The sequence below is a fragment of the Pseudarthrobacter oxydans genome (assembly GCF_013314975.1).
In the GTDB taxonomy this organism is placed as follows: Bacteria; Actinomycetota; Actinomycetes; order Actinomycetales; family Micrococcaceae; genus Arthrobacter; species Arthrobacter oxydans.
The window spans coordinates 44,098-60,829 of record NZ_JABTYH010000003.1; the positions used below are offsets into that span (position 1 = coordinate 44,098).

Genomic DNA, 16,732 nt, shown 5'->3' on the forward strand with positions numbered 1-16,732 from the left:
CCTCCCTACCGTTCCTTCAGCGCAGTAAGGGCTTCCTCCGCCTGCTGCAGCGCGTTTGCCAGCCGACGGCCCGGCTGCGGCAGCGAAAACAGGTATCCCTGCAGCGAATCGCACTCCAGGGCCGCCAGGTAGTCCGCCTGCGCCGCCGTTTCCACGCCTTCCGCGGTGACGGTCAATCCCAGGCTGTGGGCCATGTTGATCATGGAACTGAGGATGGGTAGCCGCTCCGTGCCGGTGCGCACCATGGAGATGAAGGTCTTGTCGATCTTCACCGTGTCCACCGGCAGGTCCTGCAGCCTGCCCAGTGAGGAGTAGCCGGTGCCGAAGTCGTCCAGGGCAACCCTGGCTCCCTCATCCCGCAGCGTGCTGAGCTGTTTGATGAGGCTGCAGTCGGCGTCGAAAAACACGCTCTCGGTAACCTCAAGGACCAGCTGGTAGGCGGCCACGCCGCTGGCCTCCGCCAGCCGGAGGACCGTGTGCGCAAACAGTGGGTCCTGCAGCTGTACTCCCGAGACGTTCACGGCCAGCGACCGCGAAGGATCCTCGCTCAGCCACGGTGCCAGCTGCACCATGCCCAGCGCCATCACTTCAGCACCGATCTCGTTGATCAGCCCCGTGCGTTCGGCCAGCGGAATGAAGACCGACGGCGGGACGCGCCCGCCGTCCCTGTCCCACCGGGCGAGCGCCTCGAACGTGACCACCTGCCCCATGCGGTGCGAAACGATCGGCTGGAAATCCACCGTGATTTCGCCCCGGGCCACGGCCAGCTGCAGGCCGGCTTCCATATGGGTCCGCTGCACCAGGGCCGTCATCATGTCCGGATGGAACCGCAGGAACCGGTTCTTGCCGGCGGCCTTTGCCGCGTACATCGAGATGTCCGCCTGCCGGAGCAGCTCTGAGGCGCCCACGCTGTCCCGGCCCAGGGATGCGAGTCCCAGGCTGAGGCTGGGCCGCAGGACCGTGCCCTGGATGGTGACGGGGACGTGGAGGCACCGGACGATGCACTCGGCGATCGCATCCGCGTCCGGGCAGGCGGTCAGGAGCACCACAAACTCGTCTCCGCCGAGGCGGGCCACAACATCGGCCGTGGGGGCGCAGCCACGAAGCCTCCGGGCCACCTCAACCAGCATGTCGTCGCCGGCCTGGTGGCCAAGGATGTCATTGACTTCCTTGAAGTCATCCAGGTCCAGGAGGAGCACGTCAACGGCCTTGAGCCGCGGTTCCCGCAAGGCACCAGCCAGAGCGTCGTTGAACACGGCGCGGTTGGCAAGCCCCGTCAGCGGGTCCTGGAACGCCATGGCCCGGAGCTTCTCGGCCTGCGCCGCCAGGTCCAACATGGCCTGGTGGGCCTGCTCCTGGGCCTGGCGCCGCGGCGTGACGTCCCGGAAACTCCATACCCGCCCAACAATTCTTTCGCCCACCCGCTGCGGCCGCGAATACCGTTCAAAGGTGCGCCCGTCCGCGAAGTCCAGGACATCATGGCTTTCCGCTGCCTGGTCTTCCTCCAGCGCGCTGATCCGCGCCAGGAAGCCCGCAGGATCCGCCACCTGTGAGATGACGAGCCGCAGGACGGGCTCTTCGCTGTCCCCCTCCATGAGTGCCGGCGGAATGCCCCACATGGTGAGGAACTGGTCATTGAAACCGGCCACCCTGCCCTCGGAGCTCATCACCAGGATGCCGTCCGCGGTGGATTCCAGCGTCGCGGTCAGCAGGGACATCGCTTCCCGCAGGTCGGCGTCCGCGGCCTGGCGGTGGGAAGTGCCCCGGACCGAGAGCAGGAGCAGCGGATGCGCGCGGCTGCCGTCGCCTGGCCCCTGCTTCACGTCCGGAGTCCGCGGAGGTGCCTCGTTCCCCGGAGACGCCGGAGGGAAAAGCGGTGCGGCATCCCACGGCAAGAGTGATCCCGTTGCTTCGGCGGGGAATTCCGTTCCGTCGCTGTGCAGCCCGTAAATTTCCCGGGGCGGCGGGTGGTCCCCGGGGAGGGCGCGAAGCCGGGCGAAAAGCTGGTCCGCTTCGCCGCGGAAGCCTTCAGCGAGGAGTGAGCGGTGGTCCCGTCCGGTGAGGTCACCGGGCCTATAGCCGAACTGCCTCCCGGCTGCGGCGTTGACCAGAACGATGCTGCCATCCGCGGCTATGGCCAGCAGCGCGTCCGGGCTGGCATCAAGAACGGCCCCGAAAGTCTGTGCTGGCGCACTCGTGCTGTGGTTCCAAGAATCAGCCAAGACACCACCCCCCTCGGACATCATAGAGCGCGGGAGCCGAAATGTGACCAGCTGCCGGGAACCGGTTCCGCGCAGACTTCTTCGGCCCGTTGGCGGTCCCTGTCCTGCAAACGCAAAAGCGCTGTCCCCGCATGGGGGACAGCGCTTTTCGGGTTGTCTGAATAAAGGAGCCGCTATGCCCGGCGGGAGCTGCGGTTAGTGACTGCGCCATAAACCAGCAGCACGATGATTGAACCGAGAATTGCCAGCAGCCAGGTGCGGATATCGAAGAATTCGGCCAGCCCGCCGCCGAAGATCAGCGAACCGATCCAGCCGCCCAGGATTGCACCGACAACGCCGAGGACCAGGGTGACCACCCAGCCTCCGCCTTGGCGGCCGGGCAGGATAGCCTTCGCAATGGCTCCGGCGATCAGGCCCAAAATGAGAAATCCGAGAATGCCCATGTTGTCACTCCTTGTCAGTAAGTTGTGCCGGGCCCCCATTTCCGGTTCCATAATTCAATCAGCGTGCTTACTGCTCTGCAAGAGTTTGATTATCACGGGATGACTGTCAGTTTTCCCGGCAGGAGTGCACCACTTTCTCCAGTGCCGGCAAACCCCGCCCGGGCAACGGGGAACGCTTCGATAGGATTGACTGTCCCCGCCACAAACCAAGGAGTCCCGGCATGCGCAGCCAGCAGACCGTCCGGCCGCGTGCCATCTTCCTCGACATCGACGGCACCTACGCCGACCACGGACTGGCGCCTGCCGCGCACGTCGACGCGGTCCGGACAGCACGCCGGCTGGGACACCTGGTTTTCGTCTGCACCGGGCGGCCGCTGTCCATGGTCCCAACGCACATCCTGGATGCCGGCTTCGACGGCAGCATCACCGGCGCCGGTGCCCGGGTGGAGCTTGGGGGAGAAGTCCTGAAGGACACCCGCTTCGCCCCGGACCTGGCAGCGCTCATCGTGGAAACGCTGGACGCGCACGGCGCCGCCTACATCCTGGAAGCACCCGAGGCACTGCACGGCCGGACGGGCGTGGACCGGAGGCTGCGGGAGGTGCTCGGCCCCATTTTCGCCGTGCGCCCGCAGCATGACGGGGTCCTCAGCACCGATGTTGATCCCCTGGAGGACATCCTGGGGCCCATGCAGTACAGCGACGACCTCCGCTCCACGTCCTACGCCAAAATATCCTGCTTTGATTCCCCGGTTCCGCTGACGCAGCTGGTGGCGGGGCTGGGGCCGCAGGTGGGCCTGATCCCCAGTTCCCTCTCCGCCCTGGGCGACCGGGCCGGCGAGATCTTCATGGCCGGGACGCACAAGGCCGTGGGCATCCAGGTGGTGGAGGAGCACCTGGGCCTGGACCGCGCGGACATCGTGGCCATTGGGGACAGCGCCAACGACATCGAGATGCTGGAGTACGCAGGTGTGGGCATCGCCGTGGAAGGCGGGCACCCTGCGGTGCTGGCCGTCGCGGACCGGACCACCGCCGGGCCGGCCGGCAACGGCGTGGCACTCGCTTTTGAAGAGCTGGGGCTGCTGGGCTGACCGGGTTTCCTGGCGCGCGCTGTCAGGAAAGGAGCGGAGCCGGTGCCTGCACGGGCGGGTGTGCCGCAGCCCTGCCGGTGCCCAGGCCGCGCACCGACCAGCCGTTGGCCTGCCAGGCCGCGGTGTCCAGTGCGTTGCGTGCGTCCAGCACCACCCGGCGTCGTACCCGGGCGCCGGCAGCGGCGGGGCAGAGGCGGCGGTATTCATCCCATTCGGTAAGCAGCAGCACCAGCTCGGCGCCCTCGAGCGCCCGTTCCGTTGACGCCTCGAACCGCAGGCGCGGGTAACGCCGCCAGGCGTGGTTTATCGCCTTGGGATCCGTGACGGTCACGTGCGCCCCGGCGGCGGCGAGCCGGTCGGCGACGTCCAGGGCGGGGGAGTCCCGGATGTCGTCGGTGTCGGGCTTGAAGGATGCACCCAGGACAGTGATGGAGCGGCCGGCAACGCTGCCGCCGGAAAGCTCCGCAGCCAGGGCAACGGTGCGTTCACGCTGGCCCTGGTTGACCGAATCCACCAGCTGCATCCACTCGTCCAGGGCCGTGGCCCCTGCATGGGCGGCCTGTATCCGGAAGCTGCGGATGTCCTTGGGGAGGCAGCCGCCGCCGAAGCCCAGGCCGGCGTGCAGGTACCGCCCGCCGATGCGCGGGTCCATGCCCATGGCCTCGGCCAGCTCCGCCACGTCCGCTCCCGACGCGTCGCACAGCCCGGCCACCGCGTTAATGAAACTCACTTTGGTGGCAAGGTAGGCGTTCGCCGCCGACTTGATGAGCTCCGCCGTGGCGAAGTTGCACACCAGGCGGGGTATGCCGGCCCTGAGGAGCGGTTCGTAGACGGCGTCCAGCGCCGCCGTGACCCCCACCGGGGCGCCGCTGCGGGGATGGAACGCGCTTTCGCGTCCGCCGTCCACGCCGTACACCAGCCGGTCCGGCACCAGCGAGTCCTTCACCGCCGTCCCCTGCCGGAGGAACTCCGGGTTCCAGCCCAGCATCACGTCCGGCCGCCGGGCCAGGACACCGCGCAGCATCTCCACCGTGCCCACGGGCACCGTGGATTTACCCACGACGACGGCGCCCGCGGCCAGGTGCGGCAGCAGGGTTTCGATGGCGGAGACTAGGAAGGTGAGATCGGCGGCGTCGGACGTTTTGTCCTGCGGGGTGCCCACGCACAGTAAGTGGACCTGCGCTTCCTGCGCACCGGCGGCGTCGGTGGAGAAGGTGAGCCGGCCGGTGCTCCGGCCGTTCCGCAGGAGTTCGTCCAGTCCAGGTTCGTGGAACGGGGCGGCACCCCGTGCCAGCTGGTCCACTTTGCCAGCGTCGACGTCGATCCCCACCACGGTATGGCCCATGGAAGCGAGGGTGGCCGCATGGACGGCTCCAAGGTAGCCGCAGCCGATCACCGAAATCCTCACTGCGCTGCCCCCGCCCGGAAGCCCGTTGATGCCTTTGCCGATTCGGCTGCAATGACTTGTTCGTAGTGCCGGACCAGCTCCCCGCACAGCACCGGCCACGTCCTGTCCTGCACGGAAGCATGGGCTGCGGCAGCGAACGCGCGGCGTTTGGCGTCGTCGCCCATCAGGTCGAGGACGTGGCTGCGGAGGCCTGACAGATCACCTGGTTCGTAGAGCCAGCCTGTCCGTGAGTTTTCCACGAGATCGAGCGGCCCGCCCCGGCCGGTGGCCACCACCGGAACCCCCGATGCCATGGCCTCCTGGATGGTCTGGCAGAAGGTCTCAAACTCACCCGGGTGCACAAAGAGATCAAAGGATGCGACGGCCCGTGCCAGCTCCTCACCGCCCAGGAAGCCGGTAAAAACCGCGTCGGGCAAGGCCACTTCGAGGGCAGCCCGCTGGGGTCCGTCGCCAACAACCACAAGCCTGGTGTTGGGAATCCCTGCCAGGGCAGCGAGGTCCTCCACCTGTTTCTCCACGGCCAGCCGTCCCACGTAGCCGATGATCCGCTGTCCGCCTGGAGCCACGGAAGCCCGCCAGCCGTCGTCGCGCTTTTCCGGCGAGAACCGTGCCGTATCCACTCCGCGGCGCCACATCTGCACCCTGGGGATGCCGCGGCCGCGCAACTGGTTCAGCGCGAACGTGGACGGCACCAGGGTGCGGGTGGCGAGCAGATGGATGTTGTCAACCCGGTTCCAGGCCCAGTTTTCCAGGAACGGCACGCCGTACCTCGCCGCGTAGCTGGGCACTTCGGTCTGGTAGATGGCCACACTGGGAATGCCCAGCTGGTGTGCCGCCTGTGCCGCCCGCCAGCCAAGGACGAAGGGCGAGGCGAGGTGGACAACGTCCGGTGCGTAGTCGGCAAGGATGCGCTTGACCCGGTACACACCGCCCATCGCCACCCGGACGTTTGCATAGCCTGCCAGCGGCACCGCCGGCAGCCGGAGGACCTCCGCGCCCCGGACACGGCCCGGCGCTTCCCCGTCCAACGTGGAAGGCGCGATCACCAGGACATCGTCGCCCCGGTTCTCGAGGTGCTCCAGCACGCGCAGGATGGAATGCGTCACGCCGTTCATCAGCGGCAGGAATGATTCAGCAACAATTGCGATCCTCACCCCTCCACGGTGGGCGGGCGGCGTTGCCGTGCGGGGGATTGGATGTGACGCCGGGGGAAAGGATGCGTGAACAGCAGGACCCCTGACTAAAAAAATTACTAAGTAGGCTTTGCATATGATGCTAAGCATGCTTAGTGTAGGAGTGCAGCCAACGCAGAGCCTCAAGCAACGGGGCGGAGGCCAGCGCCGGGAATTCCCCGTGCCGGGACATCCACACTGTTGGCAAAGCCCAGCGCAACGACACATCCAAGGAGACGTCATGCTCAACAGGGAAAACATCGAAAACCTGCTCACCAAGGGTGGCAACGTCATCGGTTCAGATGGCGAGAAGATCGGCTCCATCGGACAGCTTTACGCGGACGACGACACGGGCGAGCCCACCTGGGTCACCGTCAAGACGGGCCTCTTCGGCACCTCGCAGTCCTTCATTCCCGTCGAGGGAGCACACAGCCAGGGCGACGACCTGGTGGTTCCCTACACCAAGGAGCACGTCAAGGACGCCCCGCGCGTCGATGTGGACGGCCACCTCACGCCCGAGGAAGAGGACCGCCTGTACACCTACTACGAGCGTGGTGCCCGCACCTACTCGGACGCCCGCAATGACGACGTGGACACCCGGAAGGATGTCGACTTCCAGGGCGATGCAGACCTGAATGCCGGCACCCCCACCGCGGGTATTGGCCGCGGCCACGACCTTGACCGGGACGCCACCGACCGCCACGCGGTGGGCCACGACACGTCCGGTCCTACTACGGACGACGCCATGACCCGTTCGGAGGAACGGCTCCACGTCGGCACCGAGCGTGAAACCACCGGACGGGCACGGCTGCGGAAGTACGTCACCACGGAAAACGTCACCAAGACTGTTCCCGTGCAGCGTGAAGAGGTCCGCCTGGAGCGCGAGCCCATCACCGACGCGAACCGGGGCGACGCCCTGGGCGGCCCGGACATCAGCGAAGAGGAGCACGAGGTCATCCTCCATGAGGAGCGCCCCGTCGTGGAGAAGGAAACCGTTCCGGTGGAGCGGGTCCGGCTGGACAAGGACGTCGTACAGGACGACGTCACGGTCAGCGAGGAAGTCCGCAAGGAGCACATTGACGCGGACGGCGTGGACCGGGACGCGCGCCGCTAGGCTCCACCGCCAACGATTGGGTGCGCCGCCGAGGCGTCTTCGAACGGACAGCCGCTGAGTCAAGCGCACAGCACGCGACGCCGGGAGTCCTCTGACGGGCTCCCGGCGTCGTTGTGCATGCGGAACTTTCTTGAACGCTGGTGCAGTCCCCGCGTACGGCGGCAACTGCACCAGCCAGTAGGACGAATATCTTCAGAACTTAGGGTTCTTCTTCATTCGCGGCTCCTGTTTCCCGGTTTACGGATTCCGGGCTATGGCCTGCGGGCCGCCGTCCTGGAAAACAGCCAGCCGGCAACAATCATCACGACGCCCAGGACCAGGTGTGCCCAGTTGTCCATCATGTTCAGGGCCAGGAAGTTCGCCGCTGAATCGACTCCGACAATGAGCCCGAAAATGGCCAGGACGATGTAAAGTCCGCCTGCCCCCAGGAGGAAGTTCCGTGCCCCGTGTTCAGTCCGGGACATGGCCCAGCCGGTGGCACCGATGGCCAGCTGCACGACGTTAAGCAGCATGGACACCTGGAACAGCCCCAGGAACATGGCGTGCGACGCCGGTCCGAGGAACATCAGTTCGCTGTATTGGGTGGTGACACCCGGGATGAAGCCCAGGACACCGACCAGCATCAAAAGGATTCCCACTCCCATGCCGGCGTTTTGGACGTCTGCCCGGCCAAAATGGACGCCGTGTGCATGTGGGGATGCGGTAGTCATTTCTTCCCTCCAATCCACTCGTTGTGGACAGTTAAATTTTACGGCGGACCACTCCGAAAAGCGCCGGAACAGCGTGCTCCGGACTTCGGCCGATATAGCGGTTGAGCCTGTCGTTCCCCGCCAGGACGCCCCTGCCGTGACACCATGGGGCACGATGAAAATGCGTGCTGACCAGACCGGAGACCGTGGCCTTCCCATGCCCTTATGGCTGCAGGGTGCCCTCGAAACGGCGCAGGCAGCCATCATTTCCGCGCTGGCGGTGATCGCCCCGATCATCGCTGTGTGGGCCACTGCCGGCTTCCAGAACAGCTCCTTCGACGTCCTGGCCCGCCTGGCGGGGCAGTCCTGGCTGCTGGTTCACGGAGTTCCGCTGGAACTCAGCGCCGCAGGTTCGGACGCCGCAGGCAACGGGGAATCCGGCGTTCTGTCGCTGGTTCCGCTGGGCCTTACCTTGCTGCCTTTCCTCCTTGCGTGGCGCGCCGGCCGGCGCCTCGCCCGCGCTTCCTACACCGACCAGCTGTGGCAGGCATTGCTCGGCTCATGGGTTGTCTACGCCGCCTTCGGAACGGCCACCGGCTTCGTCTGCCGTACCCCGGACGTGGGCATCAATCCCTGGTTCGCCATGCTGATCCCGCTTATTCCCTACGCTCTCGGCATGGTGATTGGCGCCCGACGGGAGGCCGGTTCCTGGAGCCGGCTCATCGGCGTCGACGCCGTGGACTGGATTTCCCGCACCAGCCAGCATTCGCGGTGGGCAGGCTCCTACCTTGCTTCCGCCGGCAAGGCCGGCTTTGTGGCCACCGTTTCAGCGCTGGCCTTGGCTGCCGTGCTGCTGGCAGTGGACCTGTTCATCCACTGGAACCTGGTGGTTGCCGTCTATGAGGCGCTCGACGCCGGCGCAGCAGGGGGTGCCGCCCTGACCATTGCGCAACTCGGGTTCCTCCCCAACCTTGCGGTCTTCGCCCTGGCCTGGACGTCCGGGGCCGGCTTTGCCATGGGGATCGGTTCACAGGTGGGGCCCCTGGGGACGGCCGTCGGACCCCTGCCGTCCATTCCGGTGCTGGCCGCCATCCCCTCCGGGCCACTGGACTACGCCTTAGTGGCCCTGATTGTCCCGGTGCTGGCGGGCGTGCTGGCCGGCTGGTGGTTCCTGCGCGAAGGCGAAAACCACTTCGATGAGTGGCTTTCCATCAAGGTCCGTGCCCGCTGGTTCACGGCAACAGTGTCCACCCTGGTGCTGGGGATCCTCGCCGGCCTGGCAGCCGGGCTCCTGTCCTTCGGCCTGGCCTGGCTGGCCCGCGGCTCGGCGGGAATCGGCCGCCTGACGGACATTGGTCCGGACCCGTTCTGGACTGCGGTGTGGCTGGCTGCGGAAGTGGCTGTCGGCGTCGTGATCGGTTACGCGGCCGGGCCATGGCTGGAACGCGAGCAGGCGGCGTCGGTCGAGGACGCGGAACTGGTTTCCCGCGCTTAGGGGCAGCAGTGCCGCATCTGCGTGGGGGTGGCTAGGGGAGCTGCCGGGGCAGTGAGCTTTCCAGTTGCACCCGGCACGCCGACTGCGCCTGGTCCGTGAGCGCCCGTCCCATGCACGCCTGGTACTGGCGCACTTCGTCGAAGAATACGGCGGTGACCAGGATCAGCAGCACCATGATGGCGGACACCACCAGGCCGGAGATGGTGCCGATCAGGACCAGCCTGGATTCTTTCAGCTTCGCGGCCCGTACCAGGAGGACAATGCCCAGGGCCACACTGGCCGCCGTGAGGATCCCGGTCAGCCAGAGGTAGTTGACGTCCAGCTGGTAGACGAAGAAGCCGCCGAGCACCGAGATGACGAACATCCGGAACAGGGTATGGGTCTTGGACAGCGAGGCTTTGGCGGCCTCGCTGAGCGGCGGCCTGGTCCGCTGCTGCCCAGCCGGTTCGGGGGAGGTGTTCATGTTTTCCAGCCTACGCGAGCCTGCCCATAAGCTAGAGCCATGCGCATCGTAGTCCTCGTTTCCGGTACCGGGTCCAACCTCCAGGCTGTCATTGACGCGGTCAGGGCGGGGGAGCTGGACGTGGAAATCGCGGCTGTGGGTGCCGACCGTCCGGGCACCTTCGGGGTGGAACGGTCCGCGGCCGCAGGGATCCCGACGTTCGTGGTTGACTTCAAGGCCTACCCGGACCGGGCCGCCTGGAATGCCGCGTTGACCGACGCAGTGGCCCGGTTCCAGCCCGATGTGGTGGTCTCCTCCGGGTTCATGCGCATCGTCAGCCCGGAGTTCATCGATGCCTTCAACGGCAAGTACCTGAACACGCACCCGGCACTGCTTCCGGCCTTCCCGGGCGCCCACGGGGTGCGGGACGCCATGGCCTACGGCGTGAAGGTCAGCGGCTGCACCGTGCACTGGGCGGACGCCGGGGTGGACACCGGCCCCATCATCGCCCAGGAGGCCGTGGCCATCGAGGACTCCGACACCGAGGAAACCCTGCACGAGCGCATCAAAGTCGTGGAGCGCCGACTGCTGGTGTCCACCCTGGCCTCGCTCGCCGCCGGCCGCCGCGCCGGCGCCTCGAACCTCCCCGCCTGACCCCTCCACCCCACCCAACTAGGTAGCAGCAGATGTCGGAATAGGGGCCCAAACCGACATCTGCTGCTACCTACTTGGGGAGCGGGGGCGCTCCTGTGGATAACTTCGGCAGTCCCGGCCGGAAATTTGCCACGATGAGCCATGAGAACTCCGCGGCCTATGCCGGACCTGCTTCCATCCGGCGCCTTTACTTTCCGGGAAGCGGCCGACGCCGGAGTTACAGTAGGGCGGCTGCGGCACCATTCCCTGGACACACCGAGCCGGGGGATCAGGCAGACGTTTCACCCTCGGCTTCCTGAGCAGGAGTCAATTGTCCGGCCGTTGACACTGGTCACCGGATTCTCTGCAGCCTCCCATGCGACGGCCTTCACGCTGTGGTCCTTCCCAGGGTTCCTCCCTGGGAAGGACGACCCCATCACCCACATCTCCAGGCCGGACACTAAAGCCATTCCGCGCCGAAGCGGAGTCCGGGGACACCGCGGCCAGTTTTTTGCTGACGAGATCGTGACCCATAACGGCCTCCTGATCACCTCCCGGGTAAGGACCTGGTTGGACTGTTCCCGCAAGATGAGCATCGAAGAACTGACTGTTGTTGCCGATCACCTGCTGCGGATCCCGCGGCCGGACTTCGAAGGCAGGTCCGAGCCCCATGCAACCCGGGAGGATCTTGAGGAAATGCTCGACCGGCACAAGGGGACGCCCGGTATCAGGAAGGCCCGGGTTGCGGTTGACCGTTCCCGGATAGGAGCGGACTCCGCGCAGGAAACCAGGCTGCGGCTTGCGCTGGAGGACGCCGGATTGCCCGAACCCCTCCTGAACATGGTCAGGGAGTTTGGTTCCGGCGTCGTCCGCCAACCCGACCTGAGCTATCCGGAACAGAAAGTAGCGGTGGAGTACGACGGTGAAGGGCATTCCGAGGCTGCTCAGATCGTCCGCGATATTGCCCGTGAGGAGGACTTTGCCCGGGCAGGCTGGCTGCTTGTGAGGATCTCGAAGCGGCACATGGAGAACGAGGCGCGGCCCGCCGTCGCCAAAGTCCGTTCGGCGCTGCTGAACCGGGGCTGGTCGCCCAACTAGGTAGCAGCAGATGCCGGAATGCGGGCTCAAAGCGACATCTGCTGCTACCTAGTTGGGGTGGGGAAGGGGGTTACTCGAGGCGGCGCTGCTTGGTCTCCGGGGAGAAGAACGCCATCCACAGCACCGCGATCAGGACCAGCCCGCCGGCGAGGGCGAAGGACGTGGCCAGCCCCAGCTCGGGCCAGAAGTAGTTGGCGAAAATGAGCGGCCCGAAGCCGGCGCCCAGGCGGGAGAAGGTGGATGCCCAGCCGAAGCCGGTGCCGCGCAGCTCGGTGGGGTAGAGCTCGGACACGTAGGCGTACAGCACCGGGATGGCCACCTGCACCACGAACCCGAACACCAGCAGCCAGAACACCGCCGCCGTGGGGATGTCCACCACAAAAGCCACGATCACCAGGGTCAGCGCGGACAACGGGCCGGTGATGGCCAGGATCCATTTGCGCCCAACCCGTTCCACCAGCAGGGCGGCCACAACAACACCCAGAAGCCCCACGGCTGCCATGGACGCCGTGGTGACGAACGCCTTGTACTCTGCGAACCCGGCGCCGATCAGGATCCTGGGCATCCAGGTCAGTGACAGGTAATAGACCAGCAGGATGCTGAAGAACAGGGCCCAGGCCGTGGCAGTAATCTTCCAGTTGAACTGCCAGACCAGCCGCAGCTGGTGCCAGGCGCTGCCGGCCGAGAGCCGGGGCACTTCCTTGGCATCGGGCAGGCTGTAGGCGCGGGGTTCCGCACCGGTCGCGGCCACCAGCCCGTCGATCACCTTGGCCGCCTCCTCACGCCGGCCCTTGCGGATCAGGAACAGCGGGGACTCCGGGACGCTGCGCCGGACCCAGAACACCAGCAGGGCGGGCAGGACCATCACCAGCATGGTGAGCCGCCAGTCGCCGTACAGGGCCACGAGCCCGGCCGACACAAAGCCCGCCAGGGCTGCCCCCACCGGCCACCAGCCGTCCATCGCCGTGAGGACCTTGCCGCGCTGCTTGCGGGGGGTGAACTCACCCACCAGTGCGTAGTCCACCGGGATGCAGCCGCCCAGGCCGAACCCGGCCATGAAGCGGAACACGCAGAACCAGATGAAGTCGGGGGAGAAGGCGCCCAGGACGGTGAAGAGCGAGAAGATCAGCAGCGTGGCCGTGAAGGCCTTCTTGCGTCCGATGGTGTCGGCGATGGTGCCCCACACAAACGCGCCCACGGCCATGCCGATCAGGTTCGAGGTCCCCACCCAGGCCACCTCGCCCGGGGAAAGGGCCCAGTGGGTTGAGAGCAAAGGAATGAGGATGCCGTTGAGCGTCACGTCCCAGGCATCGAACATGAAGCCGAGGCCGCCGATCAGAAAGATCTTGCCCTGGACTTTCCATCGCCAGGGCAGTTCCTGGACCACCTGTTCGCCGCTCGGCACAGTGGTGTAAGTATTCATCGCAGCCTCCTGGGAAAACTTTAGCCGGGCGTACTGGGGTTCACACTCCGGCCGACTCGCGGGGCAACCTCCGCTTCGGGATAAACTGGGCCGTATCCCCACCAACCGCGGCACTGTTCCGCGAGATAAGACGGAGACATTTGTGAGCTTCACGCAGCATGAGCGCGTATCCATCGACCGTGTTCCCATCCGCCGGGCACTGATCTCGGTTTACGACAAGACCGGTCTGGAGGAGCTCGCGCAGGGCCTGCATGCCGCGGGGGTGAAGCTCGTGTCCACCGGCTCCACGGCCAAGAAGATTGCCGCCGCAGGCATCCCGGTCCAGGAAGTCGAGGAAGTCACGGGTTCCCCGGAGATGTTGGACGGCCGGGTCAAGACCCTGCACCCGCGCGTGCACGGCGGCATCCTGGCGGACCGCCGCGTGCCAGCCCACATGGACACGCTCACGCAGATGGAGATCGAACCCTTCGACCTCGTGGTGGTGAACCTCTACCCGTTCGTGGAGACCGTCAAGTCCGGTGCCGCCCAGGACGACGTCGTCGAGCAGATCGACATCGGAGGCCCCGCCATGGTGCGTTCCGCTGCGAAGAACCACGCCGCCGTCGCCATTGTGGTGGACCCGTCCTTCTACGGCCAGGTGGTCACCGCGGCCGCTGAGGGCGGCTTTGATTTGAAGACACGACGCCGGCTGGCCGCCAAGGCGTTCGCCCACACGGCCTCCTACGACAACGCCGTGGCCACCTGGACCGCGAGCCAGTTCCTCGACGAAGACGGCGACGGCGTCATCGACTGGCCCGCCTACGCCGGCCTGTCCCTGGAGCGGTCCGAGGTGCTGCGGTACGGCGAGAACCCGCACCAGCAGGCTGCCCTGTACGTGGACAAGGCTGCCCCGGTGGGCATTGCCCAGGCTGACCAGCTGCACGGCAAGGCCATGAGCTACAACAACTTCGTTGACGCGGACGCCGCCCTGCGCGCCGCCTACGACTTCAGCGAGCCCGCCGTGGCCATCATCAAGCACGCCAACCCCTGCGGCGTTGCCGTGGGTTCCGCAGATGCCGCGGACCCGATCGCCGATGCCCACGCCAAGGCCCACGCCTGCGACCCTGTCTCGGCTTTCGGCGGCGTCATCGCATCGAACCGCACCGTGACCGCGGGCATGGCCAATACCGTCAAGGACATCTTCACCGAGGTTGTCATCGCGCCGGGCTTCGAACCGGAGGCCGTGGAGATCCTGTCCAAGAAGAAGAACATCCGCCTGCTCGCCCTGCCGGAAGGCTACGGCCGCTACCCCACGGAGTTCCGCCAGGTCTCCGGCGGCATGCTGGTCCAAGTCAGCGACAAGGTGGACGCCGACGGCGACAACCCCGCCAACTGGACCCTGGCTGCGGGCGAAGCCGCGGACGAGAAGACGCTCGCGGACCTCGCCTTCGCCTGGACCGCCTGCCGCGCGGCGAAGTCCAACGCCATCCTCCTCGCCCAGGACGGCGCTGCCGTGGGCATCGGCATGGGCCAGGTCAACCGCCTGGACTCATGCCGCCTGGCCGTGGAGCGGGCCAACACCCTCGGCGTGACGGTGGAGTCCGACGTCGAAGGTGCGGGCGGTGCCTCGAACACCAGCGGTGCCTCCGCGCCTGCCCGCGCCCGCGGTGCCGTTGCTGCGTCTGACGCCTTCTTCCCGTTCGCCGACGGCCTGCAGATCCTGATCGACGCCGGCGTCCGCGCCGTGGTCCAGCCCGGCGGTTCCGTCCGGGACGAGGAAGTTATTGCCGCAGCCAACGCCGCCGGCGTCACCATGTACTTCACCGGGGCACGCCACTTCTTCCACTAATCCCCACCGGCACCCCCTGCCTCGCTGCGTCCGCACCGGCTCCCTGCCCTCGCAAGCTCGGGGCCGGGGCCCTCGCCGGGAGCGGCTCCACGGCCAGGAAACCCTGCCGGCGCGGGCCCATCATCGATTGCTCCGTACCTGCCGTTTTCGCATCCGAGAACGTCAGTTACGGAGCAATCGATGAGTTAACGACGACGGCGCCCGCCCCGCGAAGGGGACGGGCGCCGTCGTCGTTTCCAGGCTTTGTCCTACTCAGGGGTGCCGGACCCCTGGCCACCAGCGTCCGCGCCCCTCTGCTTGAGGCGCGGACCCTCCGCCGGAAGCCGCAGCTCCCGGGGCTTGGCCCCCGCCATCCGTTCCGCTGTCCAGTACTCGAGGATCTCCTCGTGCGTCTGGTCCAGTTCGGCGTGGCTGACGGGTTCCTGGCCGGACGGGGTGTCTCTAGGAGGTTGCTGCACTGGCGTAGGTCTGCTGGATGACGGATCCCCAGTACGGGCCGTACATCACAGCGGAGCGGTTGTAGCCATAGCTGTTGACGGAGTTCTGGACGCCCGAAGAGCTGGTGCCGATGAACCACGGGCCGCCTGAGGAGCCGCCGGTCATGTCGCAGGGGATGCCCTGGGTTCCAAACTGCGGGTTGTTGGGATCGTTCGTGGCCGTTCCGGTGCAGCTCTTGAGGGTCTGGCCGTTGAAGGGCGATGCCGCGGGGTAGCCGAAGGACTTGTAGGTGAGCCCGCGGGCCTCGTTGAACGCCACGCCGGATCCGCCGACAACATCGGTGAGGGTCTGGCCGTTCAGCGTGTTCATCACGGCAAAGCCGGTGTCGTAGGCCATGTCCCCGTTGGCGCTCCACTGGGTGGGGGCGTGGAGGGATTTGGCGGTCCACTTGCCATAGGGCTCGGCGCCGTTCTCGTAGGCCGGCACAAAGGCGAAGTTGGTGGCGAAGGCTCCCGGTCCCTCGTTGAGGCAGTGGCCCGCCGTGGACACGGTGCTTTCATTGGCGGAGGTTACGGCGTTGCCGGAGCAGACGTAGTTCGAGCCGGCCAGGGTGAAGAAGACCTTGCCGATGTGCTTGACCGGCGCCTCGCTCTGGGCGATGGTGGGCTTGCCCTTGGTGGCCTTGACCTCAGACTTCTTGCCCTTTTCCACGAGACCGGCGTTGGAGCGGTTGCCGCGTTCCAGGGCCTTGCCCGCGAGGACGTCACCGGGGATGGCGCTCTGCATCCGGTCGGCCGTCCAGTAGTCGGCCACGCCCGCGGCATCCACGACAGTGCTGGTGACGGAAGGGCTTGCCTTGTCCTCCGCCGGAGCAGCGGTGGCTCCGCCGGCGGAGGTGAGTGCCAGAACGGCAGCGGCTGAGAGGCTAAGGAAGCCGGTAGCCAGAGACCTGGTGCGAGTCATTATTGTCCTGTCGTAACGGGGAGATAGCCCCGGAAAGGGGCGGAGTGACCCTGCGAATTTATCGCCATATGACAAGTTTGTAAATAGTAGTGACGTATCATGTATGGCCGTCAGTGGCCTGCCGGGATGCCCAGGTGAGGAAAGCGCGACGGCGGATGGGCGCCCCAGGTGCGTGCCGGCGTCGTCCGTTCTCCATCGCTGTAATCCTGCCCGTGCCGGGGGTAACGCTGCAGTCCCGGTAGGGGTGAAATCCCTGCGCTCGGGTAAGTTGTACAT

Annotated in this window: 15 protein-coding genes; 6 read left to right on the forward strand and 9 right to left on the reverse strand. The window is 66.6% G+C overall.

Translation table 11 applies throughout. From position 1 onward, the window contains the following. Positions 1 to 5 precede the first annotated feature (5 nt). Both HTS88_RS03075 and HTS88_RS03080 read right to left on the reverse strand, forming a co-directional pair. The gene (locus tag HTS88_RS03075) at positions 6 to 2,222 is read right to left on the reverse strand and encodes a sensor domain-containing protein (protein WP_246255924.1); all 2,217 of its coding nucleotides are present in this window, start codon (positions 2,220 to 2,222) and stop codon (positions 6 to 8) included. A 173-nt stretch (positions 2,223 to 2,395) separates the two neighbouring features. After that, positions 2,396 to 2,665 carry a GlsB/YeaQ/YmgE family stress response membrane protein gene (locus HTS88_RS03080; RefSeq protein WP_174175383.1) on the reverse strand — a complete coding sequence of 90 codons (270 nt, stop codon included), beginning with the start codon at positions 2,663 to 2,665 and terminating at the stop codon, positions 2,396 to 2,398. Between the two features lie 221 nt (positions 2,666 to 2,886). Here HTS88_RS03080 and HTS88_RS03085 point away from each other — a divergent pair, with 221 nt between their 5' ends. Continuing rightward, positions 2,887 to 3,753: an HAD hydrolase family protein gene (locus tag HTS88_RS03085; protein WP_174175385.1), complete on the forward strand. Its 867-nt coding sequence runs from the start codon at positions 2,887 to 2,889 to the stop codon at positions 3,751 to 3,753. Positions 3,754 to 3,775: 22 nt separating this feature from the next. Here the strand turns inward: HTS88_RS03085 and HTS88_RS03090 are convergent, their stop codons facing one another. Together HTS88_RS03090 and HTS88_RS03095 are read right to left on the reverse strand one after the other, a co-directional pair. Next, positions 3,776 to 5,161 (reverse strand): nucleotide sugar dehydrogenase, encoded by a 1,386-nt coding sequence (locus HTS88_RS03090; protein ID WP_174175387.1) that lies wholly within the window; start codon positions 5,159 to 5,161, stop codon positions 3,776 to 3,778. After that, positions 5,158 to 6,315: a glycosyltransferase family 4 protein gene (locus tag HTS88_RS03095; protein ID WP_343044871.1), complete on the reverse strand. Its 1,158-nt coding sequence runs from the start codon at positions 6,313 to 6,315 to the stop codon at positions 5,158 to 5,160. The genes HTS88_RS03090 and HTS88_RS03095 overlap by 4 nt, the downstream gene beginning before the upstream one ends. A 259-nt stretch (positions 6,316 to 6,574) precedes the next feature. Between HTS88_RS03095 and HTS88_RS03100 the strand changes: the two genes are divergently transcribed. After that, on the forward strand, positions 6,575 to 7,447 hold the full coding sequence (locus HTS88_RS03100; RefSeq protein WP_174175389.1) for a PRC and DUF2382 domain-containing protein: 873 nt from the start codon (positions 6,575 to 6,577) through the stop codon (positions 7,445 to 7,447). Positions 7,448 to 7,698: 251 nt separating this feature from the next. Here the strand turns inward: HTS88_RS03100 and HTS88_RS03105 are convergent, their stop codons facing one another. After that, positions 7,699 to 8,157 carry a DUF4383 domain-containing protein gene (locus HTS88_RS03105; RefSeq protein WP_174175391.1) on the reverse strand — a complete coding sequence of 153 codons (459 nt, stop codon included), beginning with the start codon at positions 8,155 to 8,157 and terminating at the stop codon, positions 7,699 to 7,701. 154 nt (positions 8,158 to 8,311) lie between these two features. Here HTS88_RS03105 and HTS88_RS03110 point away from each other — a divergent pair, with 154 nt between their 5' ends. Then, entirely contained in the window at positions 8,312 to 9,631 is a 1,320-nt protein-coding gene (locus tag HTS88_RS03110) for a cell division protein PerM (protein ID WP_174175394.1), read from the forward strand. A 31-nt stretch (positions 9,632 to 9,662) separates the two neighbouring features. Here HTS88_RS03110 and HTS88_RS03115 read toward each other — a convergent pair whose 3' ends face one another. Then, the gene (locus tag HTS88_RS03115; RefSeq protein ID WP_174175396.1) at positions 9,663 to 10,094 is read right to left on the reverse strand and encodes a hypothetical protein; all 432 of its coding nucleotides are present in this window, start codon (positions 10,092 to 10,094) and stop codon (positions 9,663 to 9,665) included. 39 nt (positions 10,095 to 10,133) lie between these two features. Between HTS88_RS03115 and purN the strand changes: the two genes are divergently transcribed. Both purN and HTS88_RS03125 read left to right on the forward strand, forming a co-directional pair. Beyond that, the gene (gene purN, locus HTS88_RS03120) at positions 10,134 to 10,727 is read left to right on the forward strand and encodes a phosphoribosylglycinamide formyltransferase (protein WP_174175398.1); all 594 of its coding nucleotides are present in this window, start codon (positions 10,134 to 10,136) and stop codon (positions 10,725 to 10,727) included. 321 nt (positions 10,728 to 11,048) lie between these two features. Continuing rightward, positions 11,049 to 11,804 (forward strand): endonuclease domain-containing protein, encoded by a 756-nt coding sequence (locus HTS88_RS03125; protein WP_246255925.1) that lies wholly within the window; start codon positions 11,049 to 11,051, stop codon positions 11,802 to 11,804. 70 nt (positions 11,805 to 11,874) lie between these two features. Here HTS88_RS03125 and HTS88_RS03130 read toward each other — a convergent pair whose 3' ends face one another. Further along, positions 11,875 to 13,227 carry an MFS transporter gene (locus tag HTS88_RS03130; RefSeq protein WP_104185440.1) on the reverse strand — a complete coding sequence of 451 codons (1,353 nt, stop codon included), beginning with the start codon at positions 13,225 to 13,227 and terminating at the stop codon, positions 11,875 to 11,877. A gap of 142 nt (positions 13,228 to 13,369) precedes the next feature. On the opposite strand from HTS88_RS03130, the gene purH reads away from it, so the two are divergent. Continuing rightward, on the forward strand, positions 13,370 to 15,055 hold the full coding sequence (gene purH / locus HTS88_RS03135; RefSeq protein ID WP_174175402.1) for a bifunctional phosphoribosylaminoimidazolecarboxamide formyltransferase/IMP cyclohydrolase: 1,686 nt from the start codon (positions 13,370 to 13,372) through the stop codon (positions 15,053 to 15,055). 248 nt (positions 15,056 to 15,303) lie between these two features. Here the strand turns inward: purH and HTS88_RS03140 are convergent, their stop codons facing one another. Both HTS88_RS03140 and HTS88_RS03145 read right to left on the reverse strand, forming a co-directional pair. Beyond that, on the reverse strand, positions 15,304 to 15,513 hold the full coding sequence (locus HTS88_RS03140) for a hypothetical protein (protein WP_174175404.1): 210 nt from the start codon (positions 15,511 to 15,513) through the stop codon (positions 15,304 to 15,306). Then, positions 15,497 to 16,456, reverse strand: coding sequence for a trypsin-like serine peptidase (locus HTS88_RS03145; RefSeq protein ID WP_174175406.1), 960 nt, complete (start codon positions 16,454 to 16,456; stop codon positions 15,497 to 15,499). The genes HTS88_RS03140 and HTS88_RS03145 overlap by 17 nt, the downstream gene beginning before the upstream one ends. Positions 16,457 to 16,732: the final 276 nt, after the last annotated feature.